Source organism: Salegentibacter sp. BLCTC, from assembly GCF_015143665.1.
GTDB lineage: Bacteria > Bacteroidota > Bacteroidia > Flavobacteriales > Flavobacteriaceae > Salegentibacter > Salegentibacter maritimus.
In genome coordinates, this window is the sequence record NZ_WYEW01000013.1 from 26,218 (window position 1) to 50,993 (window position 24,776).

Genomic DNA, 24,776 nt, shown 5'->3' on the forward strand with positions numbered 1-24,776 from the left:
CAATAATCGTTATTCTAAATTTAATACCTTAGAAGCTGAAACATGCCCACCTGAAAGCTTGGGCAGGTTCAGGTTGACGTTTAAAGAACTTTTAAACAAACTCTTTTTTATATGGAATTTTTAGGGATTAGTCTTACAGAGTGGATTGGTTATCTTTCTTCCTTTTTTATTGCTATTTCTTTCTTTATGAAAAATATCATAAAGCTTAGAATTATAAATACACTGGGCTGTATTTTATTTGTTATCTATGGAATTTTAATAAAATCCTGGCCTGTAATTATTGCCAATGGTATAATTGTTTTTGTAAACTTTTATTACCTTGTTATAGATAGAAGGCCGGAAAGGCTTAAAGAAGATGAGGTGAAACCTTAATCGCCTACTTTTGTAACGTAGAATTCAAGATTTTTTAAAATTGCTCTATTTATTATTTAGGGAGCCTTTCTTAATTAGGGTTTAATAGAACATCAATATATTCCCTCTCTAATTTTAGGTAAGCTTAAACCGATTTTTGAACCACTTCAAAAACGCGCTGTCCATCACATTTTAAAGTCTTGGAAGGATATTTTAATAGTAGCGCATAATCATGCGTGGCCATAAGAATAGTTTTTCCGTTTTTGCTTATATCCTGAAGTACCTCCATTACTTCCACCGAGGTTTGCGGATCGAGGTTCCCGGTAGGTTCATCGGCAAGAATAAGCTCGGGATCATTTAAAAGCGCTCGAGCAATAGCTACTCGCTGCTGCTCGCCTCCAGATAACTGATAAGGATATTTAAAGCCTTTAGATTTCATTCCTACTTTATCCAAAACTTCATCTATTTTATGATCCATAGCTTTTTTGTCTTTCCAGCCGGTGGCTTTCAGAACAAAAAGCAGGTTGTCTTTTACATTTCTATCGGTTAAAAGCTTGAAATCCTGAAAAACCACACCCAGTTTTCTTCTAAGAAAAGGAATATCTTTTTCTTTAAGTGTTCGCAAATTAAAATCAACAATATTCCCTTCACCTTCGGTAAGTGGTAAATCTCCGTAAAGTGTTTTCATAAAACTACTTTTTCCTGTACCGGTCTTACCAATAAGGTAAACGAAATCACCTTTATTGATTTCTACATCAACTTCAGATAAAATTAGGCTTTCACGCTGATAAATGGCAGCATTTTTTAATTCCAGGACGGTATTAGACATAAAAATCTAGGCTTTGTTTGGGTTAAAAATATAGGTAAATATACATTTTTCAAAAGCTGCCGGTTCACTTTTTTTTACATTAACATAATTATCACTTTATATGGGCGTTAATAAAGGAAGGTTTAAATTATCTTTGAATCATCAACTTAAATATTTATAAATGACACCTAACAAAATTTTACTGTTTGTTGTTTTAGTATGCTTCTCTTTTAACGGCATTTCTCAGCGATCGGCCAATTATACGCACGATCTGGCCGAATTCAATAAAGCACTTGAATTGTACAATAATCAGCAGTTTCTGGCAGCTCAAAATTTATTCGATGAAGTTAAAGAGCAAACAGAAGATGAAAAAATTGAAGGGGATTGTGCTTATTACATTGCTAATGCAGCCGTTCGCTTAAACCAACCGGGAGCCGATAGGTTAATGGAACGTTTTGTAAGTAGGTATCCTACCAGTACAAAGACCAATTCTGCTTATCGCGATGTTGCCGATTATTATTTCCAAACCGGAAAATATTCCCTGGCCCGTAAATGGTACAATAAAGTTGATGAAAATAGTATGAGCCGTGCCGAAAAGCAGCGCTTCTACTTTAATAATGGCTATGCCTACTTTAGGGCTAAACAATACGACCAGGCTCGTAAATATCTAGAAAGGGTGAGAGACTCTAAAGAATTTGGCTCACAGGCTAAATATTACCTGGGCTATATGGCCTATGAGGGCGATGATTATGAGGAAGCCAATAGAAATTTTGAAGCTGTAAGTGGTAACGATAGGTATAGCGAAGACCTTTCTTATTTCCAGGCCGACATGAACTTTAAACTGGGTAAGTTTGAAGAAGCTATAAAATTGGCAAAGGCGCAATTACAAAGCTCTAATCGTATAGAACGCTCTCAACTTAATAAGATAATTGGCGAGAGTTATTTTAATTTAGAACAATATGAACAAGCCTTACCTTATTTAAAAGAATATGACGGGGAAAGAGGAAGGTGGAATAATACCGATTATTATCAATTGGGCTATGCTTATTATAAACAGGGCGATTATGAAAATGCCATCTCTGAATTCAATAAAATTATAGACGGAAAAAATAAAATTGCCCAAAATGCATATTACCACCTGGCGCAGTCTTATTTAGAATCCAATCAAAAACAGCAGGCTTTAAATGCTTTTAAAAATGCCAGCGAGATGAATTTTAACCCGCAAATTCAGGAAGATGCGTATATGAATTATGCTAAATTGAGTTACGAGATTGGGAATAGCTACGAAAGTCCGTCACAGGTATTGATTAATTATATAGAAAAATATCCCGATTCTGAGAATAGGCAGGCTATGGAAAGCTTGCTGATTGATTCTTTTCTTACTTCGGGCAATTTTGAAGAGGCCATGCGCTTGTTGGAGAACAATCGTAACTTTAGCGATAAGCAGGCCTACCAGAAAGTTGCCTACTACTATGGTCTTCAGCTTTATGAAGAAAGCGATTATGAAAATGCTATCTTAAATTTTGAAAAAGCACTTTCTGAACCCAGGGACCAAAAAATAACAGCCAAAGCTACTTTTTGGAAGGCTGAAAGTGAATACAACATCAATAGAATTGACGATGCCATTCTTGGATATCGCGAATTCTCAGGGATGAGTGCTGCAAGGGGAACAGAAGAATTGGAGAACCTTGATTATAACCTTGGTTATGCTTACTTTAAAAAGAATGAATACGCGCGAGCTATAGAATTCTTTAAACGTTATGCCGAAAATAGTTCTAATGAGGTAGCCCGTAGAAATGATGCTTTATTGCGTTTGGGAGATACTTATTTTGTAAGCAGCCAGTATTGGCCGGCAATTGAAGCCTACGATAAGGCACTTTCGTTGAGTGGTACTAACGATTATGCTGCTTTTCAAAAAGCTATGAGTTATGGTTTTATAGATAGAAGAGATACTAAAATTTCTGAACTTAAAAACTTTATAAATAAATATTCACGTTCTTCTTACAGAGATGATGCTATGTATGAATTGGGGAACACCTATGTTTCAGCAAATAATACCAGCCAGGCTTTATCGGCTTACGATAGGCTTATTAGAGAAGTTCCTAAAAGTGCCTTTGTGCCTAAAGCCATGTTGCGCCAGGCTTTAATTCATTATAATGCCGATAATGGAAACCGGGCTTTAGAAAGGCTAAAGACAGTAGTACAGAATTACCCGAATACACCTGAAGCTATGCAAGCAGTATCTACTGCAAGAATGGTGTACGTAGATCTTGGGCGTACAGATGAATATGCAAACTGGGTACAGAACATAGATTTTGTGGAAGTAACCGATGCCGATTTGGATAACACTACCTACGAGTCAGCCGAAAATCAATATTTCAATAATGAGTATGACAGGGCAATTAGTGGTTTTGAAAACTACCTGCAACGTTTCCCTAACGGAATTCATTCCATAAATGCTAATTTTTACTTAGGTCAGTTATATTTCCGAAACGGAAATAAAGCGAAGGCAGCAACAAATTATAGAGTTGTAGCCGATAAACCTAAGAATGAATTTACCGAGCAGGCCCTTTCAAGATTATCTGAAATCTTGCTTGAAAATGAAAATTACCGTGAAGCCGTTGGTTATTTAGAGAAGCTAGAAAAACAAGCCAGTTCTGAACAGAATATAATTTTTGCTCAATCAAACCTGATGAAATCCTATTTGGAATTAGACCAGCCTGGGAAAGCGGCAAATTACGCCGACAAAGTTTTGGCTAATTCAGAGTCAGATTCAGAGGCCCGTAATGATGCCAGGGTAATTGTGGCCCGTGCGGCATTTGCGTCTGGTAATATGAGTAAAGCCAAAAGCGCGTATGCCGAAGTACAAAAAACGGCTAAAGGGGAACTGGCGGCTGAAGCTTTATATTATGATGCCTATTTTAAAAATGAAAGCGGTAACTACGAAGCTTCTAACGCTGCGATTCAAATTTTAGCCAAAGATTTTTCGGGTTATAAACGCTGGGGAGCTAAAGGTTTGGTATTAATGGCCGATAACTTCTACGAGTTAAACGACACCTACCAGGCTACCTATATTTTGGAAAATGTAATTAAAAACTTCCAAAACTATCCTGAAATTGTACAGGAAGCAAAGCAGGAGCTAGCCAGAATAAAGACAGAAGCGGCCAAAACCAATTCTTCGGTAGAAGCAAACAACTAATTCAACTTTCAATCTAACATTTAAGAATTTCTATATGCAAATGATTTCAATAAAAAAGAGCCTTATCCTAAGTATGTTTTTAATTGGCGGGGTTCTTTTTGCTCAGGATCCTATAGATAGTGAAACCGTAACTGTAGTAAAACCCTATACACCTACGGTAAAAGACGCTAATAAGATAAAGCAAACCCCAAGTAGGTCAGATTCTGTTAGAACCCAAAAGAGACCGGTGAAATACAGTATTTTCTCGGTACCTGTAGCCTCAACTTTTACACCTGCCAAAGGTCGTGCAACCACCTTAAAAAGAGAAAGAAGAATTAAGGTGTACGATAATTATGCAAGCCTTGGCTTTGGAAATTATGGTAATTTATTAGCTGAATTCTACAGCAACCTGGAAGTAAACCGCAGCGATAATTTTGGGGTTTATGTAAGCCATAATTCATCCCAGGGCGGTATTAAGGATGTTATTTTAGATGATAAGTTTTATGATACCGAGCTAAACTTAAGCTATAACTCTAAAAATCGCGATTTGGGCTGGAAAACTGAAATTGGTGGCCGTCACCAACTTTTTAATTGGTATGGTTTGCCGAAAAATGAAGATTTTAGCAACGACGAATTAAATGCTATAGATCCATCTCAAAATTATTTTTCTGTATATGCTGGTGGGGAAATAGAACTTTATGATTCATTTTTTGATAATGCAAGTGCAAAGTTTAGACATACCGGAGATTCTTATTCAACTTCAGAAAATCATTTTAACGCCAGCGGTAACTTTGAGGTAAATATTGCCGATGAACTTATAACCACTAATATTTATGCAGATATAGTGCAGGGAGAGATGGGGGAACAATTTCTGGCTTCTGAAAACTATAATTACGCTTTTATGAATTTTGGTATTAACCCGAGCTTATTAATCTTAAGGGACGACCTTACTTTAGATCTTGGCGTGGCTTTCTTTTATAGCCAGGATGTAGAAAATAGCGATGGCAATTTCTATATCTATCCAAAAATTACTGCAAGCTACAGGCTTGGTGGCGACTATTTTACCCCTTACGCGGGTCTTGAAGGTGGTTTGCAACAAAATACATACTTTAAATTTGTACAGGAGAACCCCTATGTTTCCCCAAGTTTGGAAGTAAAGCCAACCGATAATGAGTATAATGCCTATGTTGGCGCTAAAGGAAAATTAAGCAATGCTGTTTCTTATAATTTCAAAACCGGGTATCAGTCGCAGTTTAATAAGGCTTTGTTTAAGCGCAATCCGCAGGCCAATACCCTAATCACCGAAAACTATGCCTTCGGAAATTCTTTTGAAGTGGTTTATGATGATGTAAACACCCTATCGGTTGCCGGAGAGCTTAATGTTGATGTAAACCAAAACTTTAGACTGGGAATTAATGCCGAATATTTTAATTATAATACAGATGATGAGGCTGAAGCCTGGAACCTACCCGATTTTAAAGCTTCTTTAAATGCCGATTATCAAATTAGTGAGAAGTGGTTTGCCGGTGCTAATTTATTTTATGTGGGAGAACGTTACGACCAGGAACGTGTAGTTGCAATAACTACCGGAGAACCATCTTTAAATACCATTAGCCTGGACAGTTATTTTGATGTAAATGCAAATTTGGGTTACCGTTTTAATGATAGACTTTCGGTATTTGTGAAAGGAAGTAATTTATTGAATAACGATTACCAGCGCTGGACCAACTTTAGGGTTCAGGGATTACAATTGCTTGCCGGGGCTACATATAAGTTTGATTTTTAAAGATTAAATTTTTCGATTAACTATTTAAGTGGCTGTTTAAAAGGTTTTAAAATCGTCTCTTTTAAATTATTTTCAGTGCTTTTCTCAATTAAAATTGGGGTCTAACATCTTGCTGATTAAAATTGTGTTAGAAACTGAAAATGAGTTTATTTTTAATGAGAACAAACTTTTTAAACAGCCACTTTTTTGTGCTTATATAGGTTGTATGTTATCAATATTTTCTTAAGTGATTGTGAATCAGTATTTTTAAATTTATTTTTATTAAAGATTCCTTAACAATAACACAACATTGGAAATTCAAAATTAAGCGTAGAACTAATTAATATTGTACCCAATTTTAAGGAAAAACAATTTATCCCTTAAATTATAATTTTTTACAAATTTAAAAGAGCTAATTAATGGCAAAAGGTAAAAAGTTTCAACGAAGTGACCGTTCCCGTCCATATTTGAATATTCTGGATTATATGGTGCAGGAAAAAGCCTTCCTTGCAATAGTAATTGTAGGTATAATTATGGCCGGAATATTTACCGGTAACCAAACAGCAGCAATGTGGCTTGGTTTTTTCTTTGCAGCCTATGCCACCGTTGCAAATGATAGTATCCAATCTCTTGGAACATTTATTGAGAGTAACAAAGCCAAGCGTTGGTGGATTTTGTGGTTGTATGTAGGCTTCATTTTTTTGGGTGTAGTTAGTTTTAGCTGGTTTTATTTTGATGGGGATGTAACCTATCAACGGCTTTTAAAACCAGATGGCAGCTCTCCTTATCCACACCCAGAATCTTTTAGCTTTTTTCAGATTATAGCACCACTGGTACTGCTTATTCTAACCAGGTTAAAAATGCCGGTTTCTACCACATTCCTTATTTTAAGTGTGTTTAGTGCTGATACTTCGGGTATTACATCGGTAGTATGGAAAAGTTGGACAGGTTATATTATGGCCTTTATACTATCGTTTTTAGTATGGTACCTATCCTATAATTTTATTAAAAAATATTTTAAAAGCCGTAAATTCAATAATAGCTGGACTGCCGTTCAATGGCTTGTAAGTGGTACGCTTTGGGGAGTTTGGGTAATGCAGGATGGTGCTAATATAGCGGTATTCCTTCCTCGTAGTCTAGATACTTTCCAGTTTATAGTGTTCGCTCTTACTATTTTTGGAGGTTTAGGTCTGTTGTTTTACCTAAGGGGAGACAAAATCCAGGAAGTAGTTAGTGAGAAATCTAGAATCTCAGATATTCGGGCAGCAACTCTTGTAGATTTAACTTATGTAATTCTACTTATCTATAAATTATTTATTAGTACGGTACCTATGAGTACTACCTGGGTATTCCTTGGTATTATTGGAGGTAGGGAAATAGCCATAAGCCTGGCTAGAAACAAAAAAGGTAAAAAGCACCGTAAGAAGGCCGGTAAGATGATCTTTAAAGATTTCTCTTACGCTATGATTGGGTTATTCGTTTCGGTAGCACTTGCAGCTGCAGCTAATAAAAGTATACGAGATCAAATTATTAATGCAATATTCTAAATTTGCACAAGTAAATAATTCAACAAAATGCGCCTTTACCGGGCGCATTTTTTATTTTTATATAAAATTATAATCTAGATGAAAAATATATTAATTGCTTGCTTTCTGGGCTTTGCTTTGATTTCGTGTAATTCTGAAAATAAAGCAGAAGTGGATCTCATGGTTTTTAATGCCGAAGTTTATACCGTAGACGAAAATTTCAATACCGCTGAAGCTTTTGTGATAAAAGACGGGAAATTTGTTGAGGTAGGAAATGTTGATGAACTTCAGGAAAAATATAATATCGCCGAGAAACTTGATGCGGGAGGAAAAAGCGTTTTTCCCGGTTTTATAGATGGACATGCCCATTTTTACGGATTAGGCTTACAGCAACAACGGGTAGACCTGTCAGGCACCAAAAGTTTTGAAGAGGTGGTACAGCGCATTGTTGATTTTCAAAATAAAAGAGATGTTCCATTTATAACCGGTAGGGGATGGGACCAGAACGACTGGGAGAGAAAAGAATTTCCGAACAAAGATACTTTAGATGAATTATTTCCAGATACCCCAATAGCCCTAACCAGAATAGATGGCCACGCACTTTTGGCTAACCAGGCTGCATTAGATAAAGCCGGAATTACAACAGAGACTTCTTTTAATGGTGGGGATATTGAACAAAAAAATGGAAAATTAACCGGTATTATTATAGATAATCCTATGCAGCTTATTGCTGAAGCACAGCCTGAACCTTCTACAAAAGAACGGGTAAATGCTTTGCTAGATGCTCAGAAGTTATCTTTCAAGTATGGCTTAACCACAGTTGTAGATGCCGGAATTGATAAAGAAATTATAGAGCTCATGGATAGCCTTCATAAAGACGAAAGTCTTAAAATAAGGCTATACGCAATGATTAGTAATACTAAAGAAAACCTGGATCACTATCTAGATAAAGACCCTATTAAAACCGAAAGGCTACATGTGCGTTCAGTAAAATTTTATGGCGATGGAGCACTGGGTTCAAGAGGTGCTGCTTTAAAGGAAGAATATAGTGACCGTGCCGGGCATTTTGGAGCCTTGCTCTCGCCTGTTGAAGATTTTAAAGCAACTGCAGAGCGGGTAGCAAATTCAAAATTTCAACTGAACACTCACGCTATTGGCGATTCAGCCAACTATATGGTTTTGGAAACTTACGATAAACTTTTAGCCAACGATGAAGACCGTAGATGGAGAGTAGAACACGCGCAGGTAATTGATGAAGAAGATTTTAAATATTTCAGTAAAAATGTTATTCCTTCGGTTCAGCCTACACACGTAACCAGCGATATGTATTGGGCAGAAGATCGTTTAGGGGATAAAAGAATACAAGGTGCTTATGCCTATAAGAAGTTATTAGACCAGGCTGGAATTATTGCCCTGGGAACCGACTTTCCAGTAGAAGAAGTAAGCCCTTTTCTAACTTTTTATGCAGCGGTAGCAAGACAGGATACTAATAATTTTCCCCAGGAAGGTTTTATGAAAGAACAGGCCTTATCTCGTGAAGAAACCTTAAAAGGAATGACCATTTGGGCTGCCTATGCGAATTTTGAAGAAGAAGAAAAAGGAAGTATAGAAGCCGGTAAATTTGCCGATTTTATAATTTTAGATAAAGATATTATGAAAGTTGAGCAATCTGAAATTCCCGGAATTAAAGTTTTGGAAACTTATGTAAATGGGGAGCAGGTATATTAAAACCATTAAACGAAAAATAGATATCTTTGTGAATCGAAAAAATATAAGAAAATGAACGACGGATTATACGCTAAATTTTATACCACTAAAGGTCAGATTTTAGTTGAATTGGAATATGAAAAAGTACCCGGTACAGTTGGGAATTTTGTAGGGCTCGCTGAAGGTAAGCTTGAAAATGACGCATTCCCACAGGGGAAACCTTATTATAACGGACTTAAATTTCATAGGGTGATTCCTAATTTTATGATTCAGGGGGGAGACCCACAGGGTACCGGTGTAGGTGGTCCCGGTTATAAGTTTGAAGATGAAATTCATCCCGAGCTAAAACACGATGCCCCTGGAAAGCTATCTATGGCCAATGCCGGTCCCGGAACTAACGGAAGCCAGTTTTTTATTACACATACCGAAACTGCCTGGTTAGACGGAAAACATACTGTTTTTGGTAGTGTGGTTCAGGGCCAGGAGATTGTAGACAGCATTCAGCAAGGTGATGAAATAGAAAAGTTAGAGATTATTAGAGCCGGAGAGAAAGCAGAAAGCTTTAATGCAGTAGAGTCTTTTAGGCAATTTAATGGGGCTAAAGCAGAAAGAGAAGCAGCAGCAAAGAAAAGAGAAGAAGAATTACTGGGAGAAATATCACAGGGTTTTAAAACCACAGAAAGCGGACTTCGCTATAAAATTGAGAAAAAGGGAGAAGGAGCAAAACCTGAAAAAGGACAAACTGTTTCTGTACACTACAAAGGAATGTTGACTGATGGAAGCGTTTTTGATTCTTCCTATAAAAGAAATCAGCCGCTGGAATTTCCTGTGGGAATGGGCCACGTGATTAGTGGTTGGGACGAAGGTATTTTGCTTTTAAATGTAGGAGACCAGGCCCGCTTTGTGATTCCATCGCATTTGGCGTATGGAGAGCGTGGTGCCGGTGGTGTAATTCCACCAAACGCAGCATTGGTTTTTGATGTGGAGCTTGTAGCGGTAAAGTAAAAGCCCCCCTAACCCCCGAAGGGTAATTTAAGGATAAAAAATACCTCACAAGTTTCAAAGACCTGTGAGGTATTTTTTTAAGAATGAGTCTAAAAAGCTTGTTTTCGTCAAGCTGAAATTATTCAGACTTTATCCCGCATTAACTTCGGGATTCTAACATGAATAGATTGTCAATATCTTAGATCTCCGAATAAATTTCGGAGCAGGCTCTGAAACAAGTTCAGGATGACGGGCTTAATAGAAGTTCGTTTTATTTAGAATCTGGCTGTGGCGTCATTCTAAGATATGGTTTTACTTCTTTAAAACCTTTAGGGAACATCTCTTTGGCATCTTCGTTAGATACAGAAGGACTAATTACTACATCTTCCCCGTGTTTCCAGTTGGCCGGAGTGGCTACTTTTTGGTAAGCGGTAAGTTGCAGCGAATCTATTACCCTTAATAATTCATCAAAATTTCTACCGGTACTTTCCGGGTAAGTAATCATTAGCTTAATGGTTTTATCTGGTCCAATAACATACACCGAACGTACGGTTAGCGTATCATCGGCTTTTGGATGAATCATCCCGTACAGGTTGGAAACCTTCTTATCTTCATCGGCGATAATAGGAAAATTTACCGTGGTATTTTGGGTTTCATTTATATCATCTATCCAGCCTTTATGAGACTCCAGGCCATCTACACTTAATGCCATCACCTTTGTGTTGCGTTTTTCAAACTCATCTTTATATTTTGCAACGGTGCCAAGTTCGGTGGTACAAACCGGGGTGTAATCTGCCGGGTGTGAGAATAAAACCCCCCAACTATCTCCTAAATAATCATAAAAGTTGATTTTCCCTTCCGAAGTTTCAGCATCAAAATTTGGTGCTTTATCCCCTAGTTTTAACTCGCTCATAGTTTTGTTTTTTAGTGATTAGAACTATAAAATTAAAGAATTTTTATTCTAAACAACCTATTAAGTCAATAGGTTTTACTTGGTTTAAGATAAGATTAACTGATAACGCTTATAATAGATTTAGGAATTAAGATTCTGGTGTATATTTCCATTTAATGTTGCATCCAATGCTCGGTTTTTGGTTTTGCGATACTTTTTTATTGGCAAGAACGGCATCCATAGCATCGCGAAGATGCCTGCCATTAACCGGAATGCCATTTCCCGGTCTTGAGTCGTCTAATTGGCCGCGGTAGATTAACTTCAATTCATCGTCAAAAAGATAAAAATCGGGTGTGCAGGAGGCTTTATAGGCTCTGGCCACTTCCTGCGATTCGTCGTAAAGGTATGGGAAAGAATATTGATGTTTTCTTGCTACCTCGTTCATATTATCAGGATGGTCTGCCGGATAGTTTTCTACATCGTTGCTCATAATCGCGGCAAAACCAAAACCCAAAACTCGGTAGTCTCCGGCAAGTCTAACTATTTCTTCATTTACGTGCTTCACAAATGGACAGTGGTTGCTTATAAACATAATTAAAGTCCCTTTGATGCCTCTAATATCTTCGAGTGAATATCTATTGCTTGTTATTACATCTACAAGATTAAAATTTGGAGCCGGTGTTCCTAAAGGAATCATATTTGACGCAGTTCTGGCCATAGTATTTTATAAGTTTACTCGATAATCGAGATTTTTCCCATTAGTTATTGGAACTCCAAGGCTTGCCTCGAAGTTAAAAAAAATCTTTTCATTTAATTCCTCATTGGCTTACCATGAAATAATTCACTTCTGAATATAGTGTTTTTTTCTATTTTTGTTGAAAAATACAATATGGAAATTTCCTGGAAGGATTTTGAAAAAGTTGAAATGCGAGTTGGAACAATCACTGAAGTTTCAGATTTTCCCGAAGCCAGAAATCCTGCTTATAAAATGCTTATTGATTTTGGTGAAGATATTGGCCAGAGAAAGACTTCGGCTCAAATTACCAAACGCTATAAAAAAGAAGAACTATTAAACCGCCAAATTGTGGCGGTTGTTAATTTTCCAAAGAAACAAATCGCAAATATTATGAGTGAATGCCTTGTGTTGGGAGCAGTAGGAAAAGAAAATGATATCGTACTACTAAACCCCGATTTTAAGGTTGAAAATGGACTTCGGATAGGTTAATCATTATTCTATTTTCTCGTATTTACTGCCACAAGCTTCAATACAGGCCGGGCTACATTGATAAAAAAAAGCTGTTTTCATTTAGTTTATAAGTGAGGCTAATTTTTAAATTTGCGCAATGTGGGCTAATCGTTTTGTTGTAAACATTATAAGAAGCCTCATTAATAGCTTCACCATAACAGAAACTGGTGGTAGGTTTCTATCTTTATAGAGTTTTAGGAGTTCGCGGTTTTATATAGGTTGCCCGGAGATGTCTAAAAAAATACCGGGATTTGCCAGTTTTATCTAATTATTGGCATTTCCCGGTAATTTTGCTTTCTAAAACCTTAGGGCTCTCTATGTGATATAACTAAAATTTACATCTCGTCGCCAAAAAAGATAGCATTCATTAAAAGTTTATTGGTACCATACCAGAAAGCGCGAAAGTTCGTATTATCGGTAAATAGTATTACATTTCCGCGACCCATTCCAGTATGTTTAAAAGGAACTGTACCGGCAATATCTTCTAAGCGCGGATCACTAATATATCCACTTAGCAAAGGATTTTCCGTGTACCGGATAGGATTGTTGTAACTTTGCTTATCGGCTTCTACAAAAATTGTAGTATTTCTAAACAAGGCAAGTTTATCATTGGTATAACCGAAATTTACCGGATGTGAGCGATCTATCTTTGCTTCAAAAATAGCACCTCCAATACCCTGTGCACCTCTAAAATCTCTTTGTTCCTCAAAGCTAATATCCCTGGCTACCAGGCTGTCTTTTTTGATTTCCAGGTCCATAAAATCTTCCTTTTCAAAAAAGCGCGCGGCATTGCGGTAACCAATTAAAGTTCCGCCGTCACGAATCCAGTCTTTAAGTTTTTCTATGTCTCTTTTTTCCAGAGCACTTCCGCGGGAATTGGGCAAAATTATATCGGTATAACGACTTAAATCTGTACGCGAAAATCTCCTGGTGTCCAGTTTGGTGATTTTCATATCGTAGCGCTGGTCAAATAAATGCCAAATTTCACCGGCATCATAAGGAGTGATTCCGTCGCCAACAATTAAAGCTACTTTTGCAGGTTCAAGGGCTTCAAACTGGTTGCTTCCCAGATTTATTCCTTCGGTTAAACCAGTGTTTATAGCATCAATTTGAACATTCGACTTTTCTACTACATTTTGTAGAAATTGATACATCCTATCTGCATCCAACTTTTGATTTTGAACCGGGATTAGAATGGTGCCGTAATCGTACTCCCTATCGGCTAAAGAAAAAGCTTGCATTCCCACTTTTGCTCGAAGCCCTTCTTCAAGAATCATATTGAGGGCTTTAGGTGAATAATAATCGTGCCACTGCATTACATAAGCGTAATTGCTTTTCTCTAAAGTTTCAATTTTTGGTGCGGAAAGTTCTTTTATTTCTTCTCCCGCATGTTTTAGTTTAACATCCTCAGCAAAATCCAGGTTAAAGGCCAGGGGCAGGGTCCATGCCGAAACATCATAAAATAAACTATCTTCAAATTCGGTCCGGCGTTCAAACATTGCCTTTACAAGTCTGTGTTGGCGCTGATTTTTTGGGACCACATAAGCTGAATGTTTTTTGAAATTCTTTCCTTCCGCTTCGAAATCTTCTTTTAAGCTATGAATTTCAACCTGATGTTTTTTAAGTATTTTCGCCAGTTCGTAAGCTGAAGCAGCATCTTTTTCACTTCCAAAAACATAAGCACCATCTTTGGCAGAGTTACGGGCGTTTTTATAGAAATTACGCTGATAGTTAAGGATTTTTTCACGCATATTTTTAGCAGCTTCTAAAGTAGAAAGTGCTGCAGTAAACTGGTTGCGTATGGTGAAGGGAAAGGTTAAAATACCATTGTCGGTTTCCTGGGCGTGGCCACGAGAACTTCCCTGTTCAAAAAGAATTCCAATACTTCCGTTAATATCGGGGAAGGTAGAACCTTTTCCGTAGTAAAAATCGTCGTAATTTTCTTCGGTATAATAAAAAGAGCCTAGCTCGTCGAAAGCCTCGGCATGGTAGTTTCCTATTTCTTTAGTGAGTTCCTGGTTAATTTCTGGGGTTAACGGGTGGGTTCTTGAAGGAATTCCCGGCTGAAAGAAAAAGCTGGAATTAGAACCCATTTCGTGATGATCGGTCAAAATATTGGGCATCCATTTATGGAATGTTGCTATACGCGCCTGAGATTCGGGCAATTGTACCGGTAACCAATCGCGGTTCATATCAAACCAATAATGATTGGTTCTACCGCCCGGCCAAACTTCGCTATACTCTCTATCTTGTGGATCTGGATTTATATTTTCACTTTTATTGGTGTTGGCCCAATACGCAAAGCGCTGCAGCCCATCTGGATTAAATGAAGGATCAAATAGAATTATAGTATTGTTCAACAAATCTTTTACTTCTTCACTTTCGGCAGCAGCGAGGTAATAAGCTGCTAAGAGAGCAGCGTTAGAGCCGCTGGCCTCGTTTCCGTGAATAGAAAAACCCTGGTTTACCACTATAGGCATTTCTGCTACATTTAGCGAAGAGGCATTCTCTTGCGTTAATGCCAGATGTTCTTTGCGAATCTCTTCTAAATTTTCGTGGTTTTCTGGAGAAGTTATGGTGAGTAATATAAGTGGGCGACCTTCATAAGTTTCGCCGCGATTTTCAATAGCTATTCTTGGTGACACACGGGCAAGCTCACGCATATAATTTACGAGTAAATCGTGTGTTACATGCCATTCTCCGGGAATGTATCCAATTATATCCTGAGGTTTTGGTATGTTGTCGTTATAGTTTATATCCTGGGGCAAATAATAATCCAGGCCAAGCTCTTTATTTTCTTGTTGGGCAAACGAGTTTAAACAAATACAGAAAATTAGAAAGGGTAGAAATTTTTGCATATTTTTTTTATTTGGGATATAAATATAAAAAAACCGTCCTGATTATCTCGGGACGGTTTATAAAATCTTAAAAGCAATAATTTAAATGTCGTCAAAACTTACATCGGTAAATTTCTTTGGTGTATTGTTTTCCTGACTTTCATCTTCAGAAGTTTCATACTCCTTTTTGAAATCTTTTTGATGACGCTCGCTAATTACCTCTTCTCCTTTTTCATTCAAGATAAAATCTGTCATCTCTTGAAGAATTTCGTGGAAACCGGCAAAATCTTCTTTGTAAAGGTAAATTTTGTGTTTCTTGTAGAAGAAAGAACCATCATCGTTAGTAAATTTTTTACTTTCGGTAATAGTTAGGTAATAATCGTTTGCACGTGTTGCCCTAACATCAAAAAAGTAAGTTCTTCTTCCGGCTCTCAGCACTTTAGAGAATATTTCTTCTTTCTCCATCATTCCCTTGTCACTCATAAAATAGATTCTTTAAATATTTTGGTTTAGTACTGCTCAAAAATCTAAAAATTTTTAACATCTAGCAAAAAAATTTCACATTTCTTTTTCATTTAACTGTTTTGCATATAATTCTTTATAATAACCTGGCTGGTTTAATAATTGGGAATGAGTGCCTTGTTGTACAATAGCACCGTCTTCCAAAATAATTATTTTATCAGCGTTTTTGGCCGAAGAAATTCTGTGGCTTACAATTATGGTAGTTTTATCTTTTGAAATTTTAAAGAGATTATTTAAAATAGCTTCTTCGGTTTCGGTATCTACCGCCGAGAGGCAATCGTCAAATAATAAAATTTTTGGGTCGTGAATTATAGCACGGGCAATAGAAACTCGTTGTTTTTGACCTCCAGAAAGGGTGATGCCACGTTCGCCAAGAACTGTTTCGTAAGCTTTGCTGAACCCAAGAATATTTTTATGTACCGAGGCATTCTTTGCAGCTTCAAATATCTCCTGGTCGGTAGCATTTGTTTTCCCGAATTTGATGTTGCTTTTAATAGAGTCGCTAAATAAAAATGCATCTTGTGGTACGTAGCCAATACTAGTCCTTAGGCTATCCAGGTTAAGCTCTTCTATATTTTTACCATCTATACAAATTTCCCCCTTTTCTACATCGTATAGCCTACCAATAAGTTCCAGAATTGTAGATTTTCCGGCACCGGTTTTTCCTATAATGGCCAGGGTCTCACCGCTATTAATTTCAAATGAAACATTTTTAAGGGCCGTAATATTGGTGTCATCATAGGTGAAACTTACATTTTTAAAAGCAATACTACCGTGAATTTCATCGGGGGTGTCTTTTTTATTTACAATTTCTGGTTTTTCTTTTAAAAATTCGTTGATACGCTCCTGGGATGCATCAGCTTGTTGTACTAAAGAAGTTACCCAACCTATAGAGGCAATGGGCCATGTAAGCATATTTACATATAGCAGAAACTCTACAATAACCCCAATATTTTCAATTTCCCCATTTATATATTGGTTACCGCCAATGTAAATAACCAGTACATTGCTAATTCCTATTAATAAAACCATTAGCGGAAAAAAGAAAGCCTGTACCTTAACAAGGTCAATGTTTTTATCACGACTCCCGTTGGCAAGATTTACAAAGTCGTGGTTTATTTGCTTTTCCATCCCGTAAGATTTTATAACGGCAATTCCGCTAAAGCTTTCCTGGGTAAAAGTATTTAACCTGGAAAGGTACTGCTGTACTACAGTGCTTCGCTTGTGAATTGCCACACTAATTTTATAGATAGAAAACGCCAAAACAGGAAGGGGTGCCACCGTAAATAAGGTAAGTTTTGGGGCTGCCTGAATCATAAAAATTAAGACTACCACAGTAGATGTGAAAGTGGTTACTGTGTACATAATTGCCGGGCCAAGATATAATCTTACTTTGCTAACATCTTCGCTAATACGGTTCATTAAATCTCCAGTGCGATTTTTCTTATAAAAATTAAGAGAGAGCTCCTGGTAATGTTTATAGATTTCGTTTTTTAAATCAAACTCAATATCCCTTGAGACCACAATAAATGTTTGTCTCATTAAAAAAGTAAGAAATGCAGCAATTAGGGTGGCTCCAATTATTAATGCTATATTCATGGCAAGTTCGGTTTTAAGTACCTCGAGTGTACTTATCTCACCATTAATAAATTGTTCTATAGCATCTGTAGAATCGCCAATTAGAGGAATATAATACAATGCGAAAATACGGGCCACTATGGTTATTACCAGGCCTATCAATAGTTTCCACTTATATTTTACAAAATATTTATTGAGATGCTTAAGGTTCTTCATGTAAGAATAAAAAGATGAATTTTAAGAATATGTTATTTTAACACGTTTTAAAAGTCTGTTTATTGAAATATTCTTTATTTTTGCATAGTGATTTTCATAAAAATGAAAATACTAAATTAAAAAATGTAACAAGTTATGCAAGTTGATGTTCTAAACGCAAATGAACTAAAGAAGTCTGCACCAGTATTCGGTCAACTTTCTTTTGATAACCACGAACAAGTAGTTTTTTGCAACGACAAAGATACAGGTTTAAAGGCAATTATTGGTATTCATAACACGGTTTTAGGACCTGCACTGGGTGGTACCAGAATGTGGGACTACAGTAGTGAATGGGAGGCCTTGAATGATGTTTTGCGCCTTTCGCGTGGAATGACCTTTAAAAGTGCAATTACAGGACTTAATCTTGGGGGAGGAAAGGCTGTTATAATTGGTGATGCCAGGACTCAAAAAACACCTGAACTAATGAAAAGTTTTGGGCGTTTTGTAGATTCTCTTAGCGGAAAATATATCACTGCAGAAGATGTGGGAATGGAAACTGCCGATATGGATACTGTGCGTGAAGTTACTAAATATGTAACCGGGATTTCTGAAGACAAAGGCGGTGCCGGTAACCCATCTCCAATCACGGCCTATGGTGTTTTTATGGGACTTAAAGCGGCTGTAAAGCATAAGTTTGGTAGTGACGACCTGGAAGGGAAATCGGTATTGGTTCAGGGAATAGGTCACGTGGGTGAAACTCTGGTAGAGCATTTAACCCAGGATGGAGCCAGGGTTTTTATTAGTGATATTAATGAAGAACGACTTGAAGCTGTAAAAAATAAATACGGAGCAGTAATTTTTGAAGGTTCCGATGTCTACGCTGCCAATGTAGATATCTATGCACCTTGTGCCCTGGGAGCAACCATTAACGATGATACGGTAAAGCGTATTAATGCAAAGGTTATTGCAGGTGCAGCTAACAACCAATTAGCCGATGAACTTACACACGGTAAGGTTCTTAGGGAAAGAGGAATTGTTTATGCCCCAGATTTTCTTATTAATGCCGGAGGTATTATAAATGTGTATGCAGAACTTGAAAATTACGGGAAGCAAGAGATTATGCGAAAAACAGAGAATATTTATAACACCACTTTAGAAATTCTAAGTAAAGCCGATAAGGAAGATATGACCTCTCACTTTGCAGCACTTAAAATTGCACAACAACGAATTGATGATAGAAAAAAACAAAATTTGAAGTAATCAATTTCAAAAGTTTGGTATTTTTGCAAGGCGAAAGAATATTCTTTCGCCTTTTCTAATTCTAAAAAGTTCTTTTACAATTATGTTGACAAGAAGACATATTCGGGTTAAAGTAATGCAATCACTCTACGCCTTTAACCAAAGCCAAAACAACAACCTGGGGACCGAGGAAAAATTTCTCCTTAAAAGTATGGAAGAGATGTACGATCTTTTTCTGGTGCAGCTAAGCCTCATTGAAGAGTTAAAAGGCCAGGCCGAAAACTTTTTAGAAAAATCCCAACAGAAATACCTTGCTACCAGTGAGGAGAAAGATCCCAATAAAAAATTCGTTTCCAATGCTATTTTTAATATTTTCCAGAATAACGATAGTTTACAGGACACACTGGAGTCAAGAAAAATAACCCATTGGAAAAGGGATGATGATTATGTACAGATTATTTGGGAGGCTTTAAAAAATAGCGATATCTATAAAAGCTATATGGAAACCCGGGAGTCGAGTTTCAAAGAAGATAAAGAGTTTATAATTACCGTTTTTAAAGAAATTATTGCTCCCAACGAAAAACTTTACGACTATCTTGAAGACGCTAAACTTACCTGGATAGACGATTTGCCAATTGTAAATACTGCGGTATTAAAATTTCTTCAGAAATTAAAACCTCATTCTGCCGAAAGCTTAAAACTTGGTAAACTTTATAAAAATGAAGAGGATAAAGATTTTGCGAAAGATTTATTTAGAAAAACCTATCTAAATGATGATGTGCTGGCAAAAGAAATGCTGGGAAAAACCCCAAACTGGGATAAAGACCGAATTGCAGAAATTGATATGATACTTATGAAAATGGCAATTTGTGAATTCCTTAAATTCCCTTCAATTCCGGTAAAAGTAACCATTAATGAATATTTGGAACTGGCCAAAGAATACAGTACTCCAAAGAGTAGTATTTTTATAAATGGTGTTTTAGATAAGCTATCTAAAGAGTATAGGGAGCATAATAAATTAAATAAAGTAGGGCGAGGTCTTATGTAATGAAGAAAATTTCTTAATTTTAAAAATTAAATTATAAAGTTCATAATTATGAAAAATGGAATCTTAATGTTGGCTGCAGTAGGGGCGCTGCTTTTTACTTCGTGTAAAGACAACAACAATAACGCCTCAGAAAAGGTAAAAGCGGAAAATGTAGAAAGTGCTGCAGAACGTGATGCACAGGCTACGGTTTATCCAAAGATGGAGTTTGAGGCTTCAGAGCATGATTTTGGTACTATTCCACAGGGTAAAAATGTAGAGCATACCTTTACATTTACTAATACCGGGCAGGCGCCATTGGTAATTACAAATGCAAGAAGTACTTGCGGTTGTACCGTTCCATCTTATACTAAAGACCCAATTCAACCGGGAGAAACCGGCGAAATGTTGGTGAAATTTAATGGCTCTGGAAAAGGTCAGGTAACAAAAACAGTAACGGTAACCGCCAATACAGAAGCCGGTACAGAGCGTCTTAAAATTAAAGCCTTTGTAGAAACCGAAGAAAACGCTAGCTAGTAAATGGATCAATTAACCCAGTTTGCCCCAATAATTTTAATGTTTTTAGTGGTGTATTTTTTTATGATACGGCCACAAATGAAAAAAGCTAAACAAGAACGCAATTTTGCTTCCGAATTAAAACGCGGAGACCGTATAGTCACTAAAAGTGGAATGCACGGTAAAGTTGTGGATTTTAGTGAAAAAAACAATGCGGTGATTATAGAAACCGGAGCAGGAAAAATAACTTTTGATCGCTCTTCCATATCTATGGAAATGAGTAAAAAACTTAACGAAACAGCCAAGCCGGAAAAAGAAAGCAAGGCAAAAGCCGTTAAGGAAAAGAAATAATTTTTCTGTTATCATTTAGAATAGAAAAAGGCTGTCTGAAAATTCTTAAAATCGTCATCCTGAATTTATTTCAGGACCTAAGAAATTGATAATCAAAACATCTTAGAAGCTGAAACAAGTTCAGCTTGACGAGAATAGACTTTTCAGGCAGCCTTTTTTATTTTCAGGGAGATTTAAGAATTGTAAAAAATACGTCATTCTAAACTCGTTTCAGAATCTAACATTTTAGAACCTGAAACAAGTTGAGGTTGACGTAAAAATAAATTTTTTAAATATTCTTCCTCTATTAGCAGTTTTTGTATTTATCATGAAGTCCTTCACCATTCTTAATCATTGGTTTAATCTTTTCCAGCCGGGATAGTTTTGTTCCTTCCCTTTTTGCTTCAGCAATATAATTAGCATATTCCTTTTGTTTGCCTTTAGTTAATTGCAGAAAAGATTTTTCTAAACCTTTATCAGCTTTAAAAGCATCTTTTAATTCTGGTGGTAGTAGTAACTTTTTTAAAACAACCGGTTTTATCTCTTTTCCTTCCCGCTGGTTTTGGATAGCTTCTGCTATATATTTCTGAAGAATTTCTGGTCTTATTTTATCTTCTTTTCTAAATCTTATTTGTCTTAGGGCTTTGGTTTTGCCTTCCTGGGCGTTATAAAGTAGAGTGGTATTTTCTTTTAACAAGGCTCCATTAAAAAACCAAAGGGCATAATGATTTTTAAATGCTGCCATGCCAACCACATTTTTGCCGTTAAGCGTGTAAACCGGTGTTCCCCATTTTATACATTCCTCAAGTTCTGTATTTTGCAATACTGCTCTTAAAGCCTGTAGCTCTTTTTCCCAGGAATTATGGGTTTCAATATATTCATCTACCGATTTTACAGCCATTCTCCTTTTGTTTGAATATAAATTTTACTCGATAATCGAGATTTATCCCTTTATCGGGAATCCGGGGCTAGCCTTGAAATAAAAATCTTTTTATGTAATGTCTCGTTGGCTTGCCAAAAGCTAATTTACTTATATTTTTCTGAAGTCATTTCTGCAATTTTCACGATTACTTCAGTAGCTTTTTGCATACTTTCTACCGGTACATATTCGTATTTTCCGTGAAAGTTATGGCCGCCGGCAAAAATATTAGGGCAGGGTAACCCCATATAACTTAGTTGAGATCCATCGGTGCCACCGCGAATTGGTTTTAAAATGGGTTCAACATTTACTGCTTTCATGGCTTCTTTGGCAATGTCTACGATATGCATTACCGGTTCAATTTTTTCCCGCATATTAAAATATTGATCGGTGATTTCTACCGAAATACAATCATTTTCATATTGTGAGCATATCTCTGAAGCCAAATCCTGCATCATCTCTTTTCTGGCATTAAAATGCCCTAAATCATGATCTCTAATTATATATTCCAGTTGGGTTTCTTCTACATCCCCTTTTATATTGCTAAGATGAAAAAATCCCTGTCTATCTTCGGTATGTTCGGGTGTTTCCAGTCTTGGTAAAGAATTAATAAAGTCTACCGCAATATACTGGCTGTTTACCATCTTATCTTTGGCATAACCGGGGTGTACGCTTTTTCCATCTACTTTAACTACGGCCCTGGCGGCATTAAAATTTTCATATTCCAATTCTCCTATTTGGCTCCCGTCCATGGTATATGCCCATTCAGCACCAAATTTTTCCACATCAAATTTGTGGGCACCGCGGCCAATTTCTTCATCGGGGGTAAAACCTACCCGGATTTTTCCATGGGGAATTTCAGGATTATCCAATAAATATTGCATCGCCGTCATTATTTCTGTAATCCCGGCCTTATCGTCGGCACTTAAAAGACTGGTGCCATCGGTGGTAATTATAGTTTGACCTTTATACTGTTTTAAATCATCAAAATATTCGGGAGAAAGAATAATGTTTTTCTCTTTGTTTAAAATAATATCCCTTCCGTCGTAATTCTCAATAATTTGCGGTTTTATATTGGTAGCGTTAAAATCGGGGGAAGTATCAAAATGAGAAATGAAACCAATAACCGGAACTTTATGCGCAACATTAGCAGGTAGCGTGGCCATCACATAGGCGTTATCGTCTATACTAACTTCGGTCATACCCATTTCCTGCAGCTCTTCCGCCAGCTTTTTAGCTAATTCCCATTGCTTTTGAGTGCTGGGGGTAGTCTGGCTTTCGGGATCACTTTGGGTATCTATGGTGATATAGCTAATAAATCTATCTATAATCCGCTGTTTGTTAATCATTTGGTTTCAACTTTTATTATTCAGAATTTTAAGAGTATTTTGTAAGTTCATCTCTTCTAAGCAAATATAATTAACGTGAATAGCTATTCCTTGCACTTATGAAAAAACTATTATTCCTTTTCGTTATTTTAATCCTTTCTTCCTGTATAAAATCTAAAAACCTTATTGAGGATAATTTTGGTAAAAAAACTGTAATAGCCGATTCTGCCATGGTGGTTTCGGCCAGGGCAGAGGCTTCCATTATTGGTTTGGAAATTCTAAAAAATGGGGGTAATGCTTTTGATGCTATGTTAGCTACCGAAATGGCACTCGCGGTTAGCTTTCCTTTTGCCGGAAATTTAGGCGGCGGCGGATTTATGGTTTATAGAAAAGCAAACGGCGAAAAAGGATCTTTAGATTTTAGGGAGAAAGCGCCATTGGCGGCTTCTAAAACAATGTACCTGGATAAAGATGGAAATGTACTATCAGAAAAAAGTATGTACGGCCCACTTGCCGTTGGTGTTCCCGGTACAATTGCCGGAATTTTTGCAGCTCACGAAAAGTTTGGAACCTTACCTATAAACAAAATTTTAGAACCCGTAGTTGCTTTGGCTAAAAACGGATTTGTAGTTACCGAAAAACAAAGTAAAACTCTGGCTCATTACCGCGAATTGTTCTTACGAGAAAATAAGGATACTATTTTATTTGCTAGAACTTACAGGCCGGGAGATACCATTAAAAATCCTCAACTTGCGAAAACCCTGGAGCGAATAATTACCAATGGAAGAGACGAATTTTATACCGGTGAAACCGGCAGGAAGATGATCGCTTATCTCCAGGAAAGAGGTGGTGTTATGAGTATGGAAGATTTGCAGAAGTATCAGGCGCATTGGCGGGAGCCCGTAATAGTAGACTATAAAGATCTAAAAATTATATCTATGCCACCACCCTCAAGTGGTGGGATTGTTTTAGGGCAAATTTTAAAAATGTTGGAAACTTTTCCTTTAGCTGAATATGGTCATAATTCGCTAAAAACTATCCAGGTGGTCACCGAAGCCGAACGTAGAGCTTATGCCGATAGAAGTTTTTACCTGGGAGATCCCGATTTTGTGGATATTCCGGTAGATACTTTATTGAGTGACGCATATCTTTCAGGGAGAATGCAGAATTTTAGTTTTGACCAGGCCACACCTTCTTCCAATATTAGTTATGGTGAAATTCCCGGATACGAAAGCGACGAAACCACTCATTATTCTATAGTAGATAAATATGGAAATGCCGTAGCTGTAACCACTACATTAAACGGAGCCTATGGTTCTAAAATGTATATTGAGGAACTTGGTTTTTTTCTTAATAATGAAATGAACGATTTTAGCGCAAAACCTGGAGTTCCCGATATGTTTGGGCTTGTAGGAGCCGAAGCAAATGCTATAGCGCCACAAAAACGAATGCTAAGTTCTATGACGCCCAGTATTGTTGAAAAAAATGGAGAATTATTTATGGTTTTGGGCTCACCGGGTGGTTCTACCATAATTACCTCGGTTTTGCAAACTATTCTTAATGTAAAAGAATTTAAAATGAATATGCAGGAAGCTGTAGACGCACCTCGTTTTCATCATCAATGGTTGCCCGATAAGGTGCTTTTTGAGCCCAATGCATTTGAAGCCAGTTTGTTAGATTCTTTAAGGTTGAAAGCTTATCATATAGATGAAAATGAATCTCGAATTATAGGAAAAGTAGATGCGATTAAAATATTGCCCAATGGCCGTTTGGAAGCTGGTGCCGATAGGAGGGGAGATGATACGGCAAAAGGATATTGAAACTTAAAATA

The 24,776-nt window shown here is 36.9% G+C and carries 20 protein-coding genes; 12 read left to right on the top strand and 8 right to left on the bottom strand.

Going from position 1 to position 24,776, the window contains the following annotated elements; all coding sequences use genetic code 11:
* Positions 1–111: 111 nt before the first annotated feature.
* Entirely contained in the window at positions 112–372 is a 261-nt protein-coding gene (locus GUB10_RS14550; protein ID WP_193712193.1) for a YgjV family protein, read from the top strand.
* Between the two features lie 124 nt (positions 373–496).
* Here the strand turns inward: GUB10_RS14550 and GUB10_RS14555 are convergent, their stop codons facing one another.
* Positions 497–1,180, bottom strand: a complete 684-nt coding sequence (locus GUB10_RS14555) for a cell division ATP-binding protein FtsE (RefSeq protein ID WP_193712194.1) — start codon at positions 1,178–1,180, stop codon at positions 497–499.
* Positions 1,181–1,340: 160 nt separating this feature from the next.
* Here GUB10_RS14555 and GUB10_RS14560 point away from each other — a divergent pair, with 160 nt between their 5' ends.
* The 5 genes from GUB10_RS14560 to GUB10_RS14580 all read left to right on the top strand — a co-directional run bounded on the left by GUB10_RS14560 (position 1,341) and on the right by GUB10_RS14580 (position 10,340).
* Positions 1,341–4,358 (top strand): tetratricopeptide repeat protein, encoded by a 3,018-nt coding sequence (locus tag GUB10_RS14560; RefSeq protein ID WP_193712195.1) that lies wholly within the window; start codon positions 1,341–1,343, stop codon positions 4,356–4,358.
* Positions 4,359–4,398: 40 nt separating this feature from the next.
* Positions 4,399–6,123 (top strand): TonB-dependent receptor, encoded by a 1,725-nt coding sequence (locus GUB10_RS14565; RefSeq protein WP_370591105.1) that lies wholly within the window; start codon positions 4,399–4,401, stop codon positions 6,121–6,123.
* 398 nt (positions 6,124–6,521) lie between these two features.
* A complete protein-coding gene (locus GUB10_RS14570; RefSeq protein ID WP_193712197.1) occupies positions 6,522–7,649 on the top strand; it encodes a hypothetical protein in 1,128 nt (375 codons plus the stop codon).
* A gap of 78 nt (positions 7,650–7,727) precedes the next feature.
* On the top strand, positions 7,728–9,356 hold the full coding sequence (locus GUB10_RS14575) for an amidohydrolase (RefSeq protein ID WP_193712198.1): 1,629 nt from the start codon (positions 7,728–7,730) through the stop codon (positions 9,354–9,356).
* A 51-nt stretch (positions 9,357–9,407) separates the two neighbouring features.
* Positions 9,408–10,340, top strand: coding sequence for a peptidylprolyl isomerase (locus GUB10_RS14580; protein WP_193712199.1), 933 nt, complete (start codon positions 9,408–9,410; stop codon positions 10,338–10,340).
* 250 nt (positions 10,341–10,590) lie between these two features.
* Here GUB10_RS14580 and GUB10_RS14585 read toward each other — a convergent pair whose 3' ends face one another.
* On the bottom strand, positions 10,591–11,232 hold the full coding sequence (locus tag GUB10_RS14585) for a peroxiredoxin (protein WP_193712200.1): 642 nt from the start codon (positions 11,230–11,232) through the stop codon (positions 10,591–10,593).
* Positions 11,233–11,359: 127 nt separating this feature from the next.
* Positions 11,360–11,929: a thioredoxin family protein gene (locus GUB10_RS14590; RefSeq protein ID WP_193712201.1), complete on the bottom strand. Its 570-nt coding sequence runs from the start codon at positions 11,927–11,929 to the stop codon at positions 11,360–11,362.
* 171 nt (positions 11,930–12,100) lie between these two features.
* On the opposite strand from GUB10_RS14590, the gene GUB10_RS14595 reads away from it, so the two are divergent.
* On the top strand, positions 12,101–12,436 hold the full coding sequence (locus GUB10_RS14595) for a tRNA-binding protein (RefSeq protein WP_193712202.1): 336 nt from the start codon (positions 12,101–12,103) through the stop codon (positions 12,434–12,436).
* 356 nt (positions 12,437–12,792) lie between these two features.
* Here the strand turns inward: GUB10_RS14595 and GUB10_RS14600 are convergent, their stop codons facing one another.
* The 3 genes from GUB10_RS14600 to GUB10_RS14610 form a co-directional block, all read right to left on the bottom strand.
* Positions 12,793–15,315, bottom strand: coding sequence for a M14 family zinc carboxypeptidase (locus GUB10_RS14600; protein ID WP_193712203.1), 2,523 nt, complete (start codon positions 15,313–15,315; stop codon positions 12,793–12,795).
* 81 nt (positions 15,316–15,396) lie between these two features.
* On the bottom strand, positions 15,397–15,777 hold the full coding sequence (locus GUB10_RS14605) for a PUR family DNA/RNA-binding protein (protein ID WP_193712204.1): 381 nt from the start codon (positions 15,775–15,777) through the stop codon (positions 15,397–15,399).
* A 75-nt stretch (positions 15,778–15,852) separates the two neighbouring features.
* Complete coding sequence (locus GUB10_RS14610) at positions 15,853–17,610, bottom strand: ABC transporter ATP-binding protein (RefSeq protein ID WP_193712205.1); 1,758 nt, start codon at positions 17,608–17,610, stop codon at positions 15,853–15,855.
* A 135-nt stretch (positions 17,611–17,745) separates the two neighbouring features.
* Here GUB10_RS14610 and GUB10_RS14615 point away from each other — a divergent pair, with 135 nt between their 5' ends.
* The 4 genes from GUB10_RS14615 to yajC all read left to right on the top strand — a co-directional run bounded on the left by GUB10_RS14615 (position 17,746) and on the right by yajC (position 20,719).
* Positions 17,746–18,849, top strand: coding sequence for a Glu/Leu/Phe/Val dehydrogenase (locus GUB10_RS14615; RefSeq protein WP_193712206.1), 1,104 nt, complete (start codon positions 17,746–17,748; stop codon positions 18,847–18,849).
* Positions 18,850–18,931: 82 nt separating this feature from the next.
* Complete coding sequence (gene nusB, locus GUB10_RS14620) at positions 18,932–19,876, top strand: transcription antitermination factor NusB (RefSeq protein ID WP_193712207.1); 945 nt, start codon at positions 18,932–18,934, stop codon at positions 19,874–19,876.
* Between the two features lie 48 nt (positions 19,877–19,924).
* Positions 19,925–20,389 (top strand): DUF1573 domain-containing protein, encoded by a 465-nt coding sequence (locus GUB10_RS14625; protein WP_193712208.1) that lies wholly within the window; start codon positions 19,925–19,927, stop codon positions 20,387–20,389.
* A 3-nt stretch (positions 20,390–20,392) separates the two neighbouring features.
* Positions 20,393–20,719, top strand: a complete 327-nt coding sequence (gene yajC, locus GUB10_RS14630) for a preprotein translocase subunit YajC (RefSeq protein WP_193712209.1) — start codon at positions 20,393–20,395, stop codon at positions 20,717–20,719.
* A gap of 286 nt (positions 20,720–21,005) precedes the next feature.
* On the opposite strand, the gene GUB10_RS14635 is transcribed toward yajC, so the two are convergent.
* Both GUB10_RS14635 and pepT read right to left on the bottom strand, forming a co-directional pair.
* A complete protein-coding gene (locus GUB10_RS14635; RefSeq protein ID WP_193712210.1) occupies positions 21,006–21,599 on the bottom strand; it encodes a YdeI family protein in 594 nt (197 codons plus the stop codon).
* 125 nt (positions 21,600–21,724) lie between these two features.
* The gene (gene pepT / locus GUB10_RS14640) at positions 21,725–22,966 is read right to left on the bottom strand and encodes a peptidase T (RefSeq protein WP_193712211.1); all 1,242 of its coding nucleotides are present in this window, start codon (positions 22,964–22,966) and stop codon (positions 21,725–21,727) included.
* Positions 22,967–23,064: 98 nt separating this feature from the next.
* Here pepT and ggt point away from each other — a divergent pair, with 98 nt between their 5' ends.
* Positions 23,065–24,765: a gamma-glutamyltransferase gene (gene ggt, locus GUB10_RS14645; RefSeq protein WP_193712212.1), complete on the top strand. Its 1,701-nt coding sequence runs from the start codon at positions 23,065–23,067 to the stop codon at positions 24,763–24,765.
* The last annotated feature ends 11 nt before the right edge of the window (positions 24,766–24,776 follow it).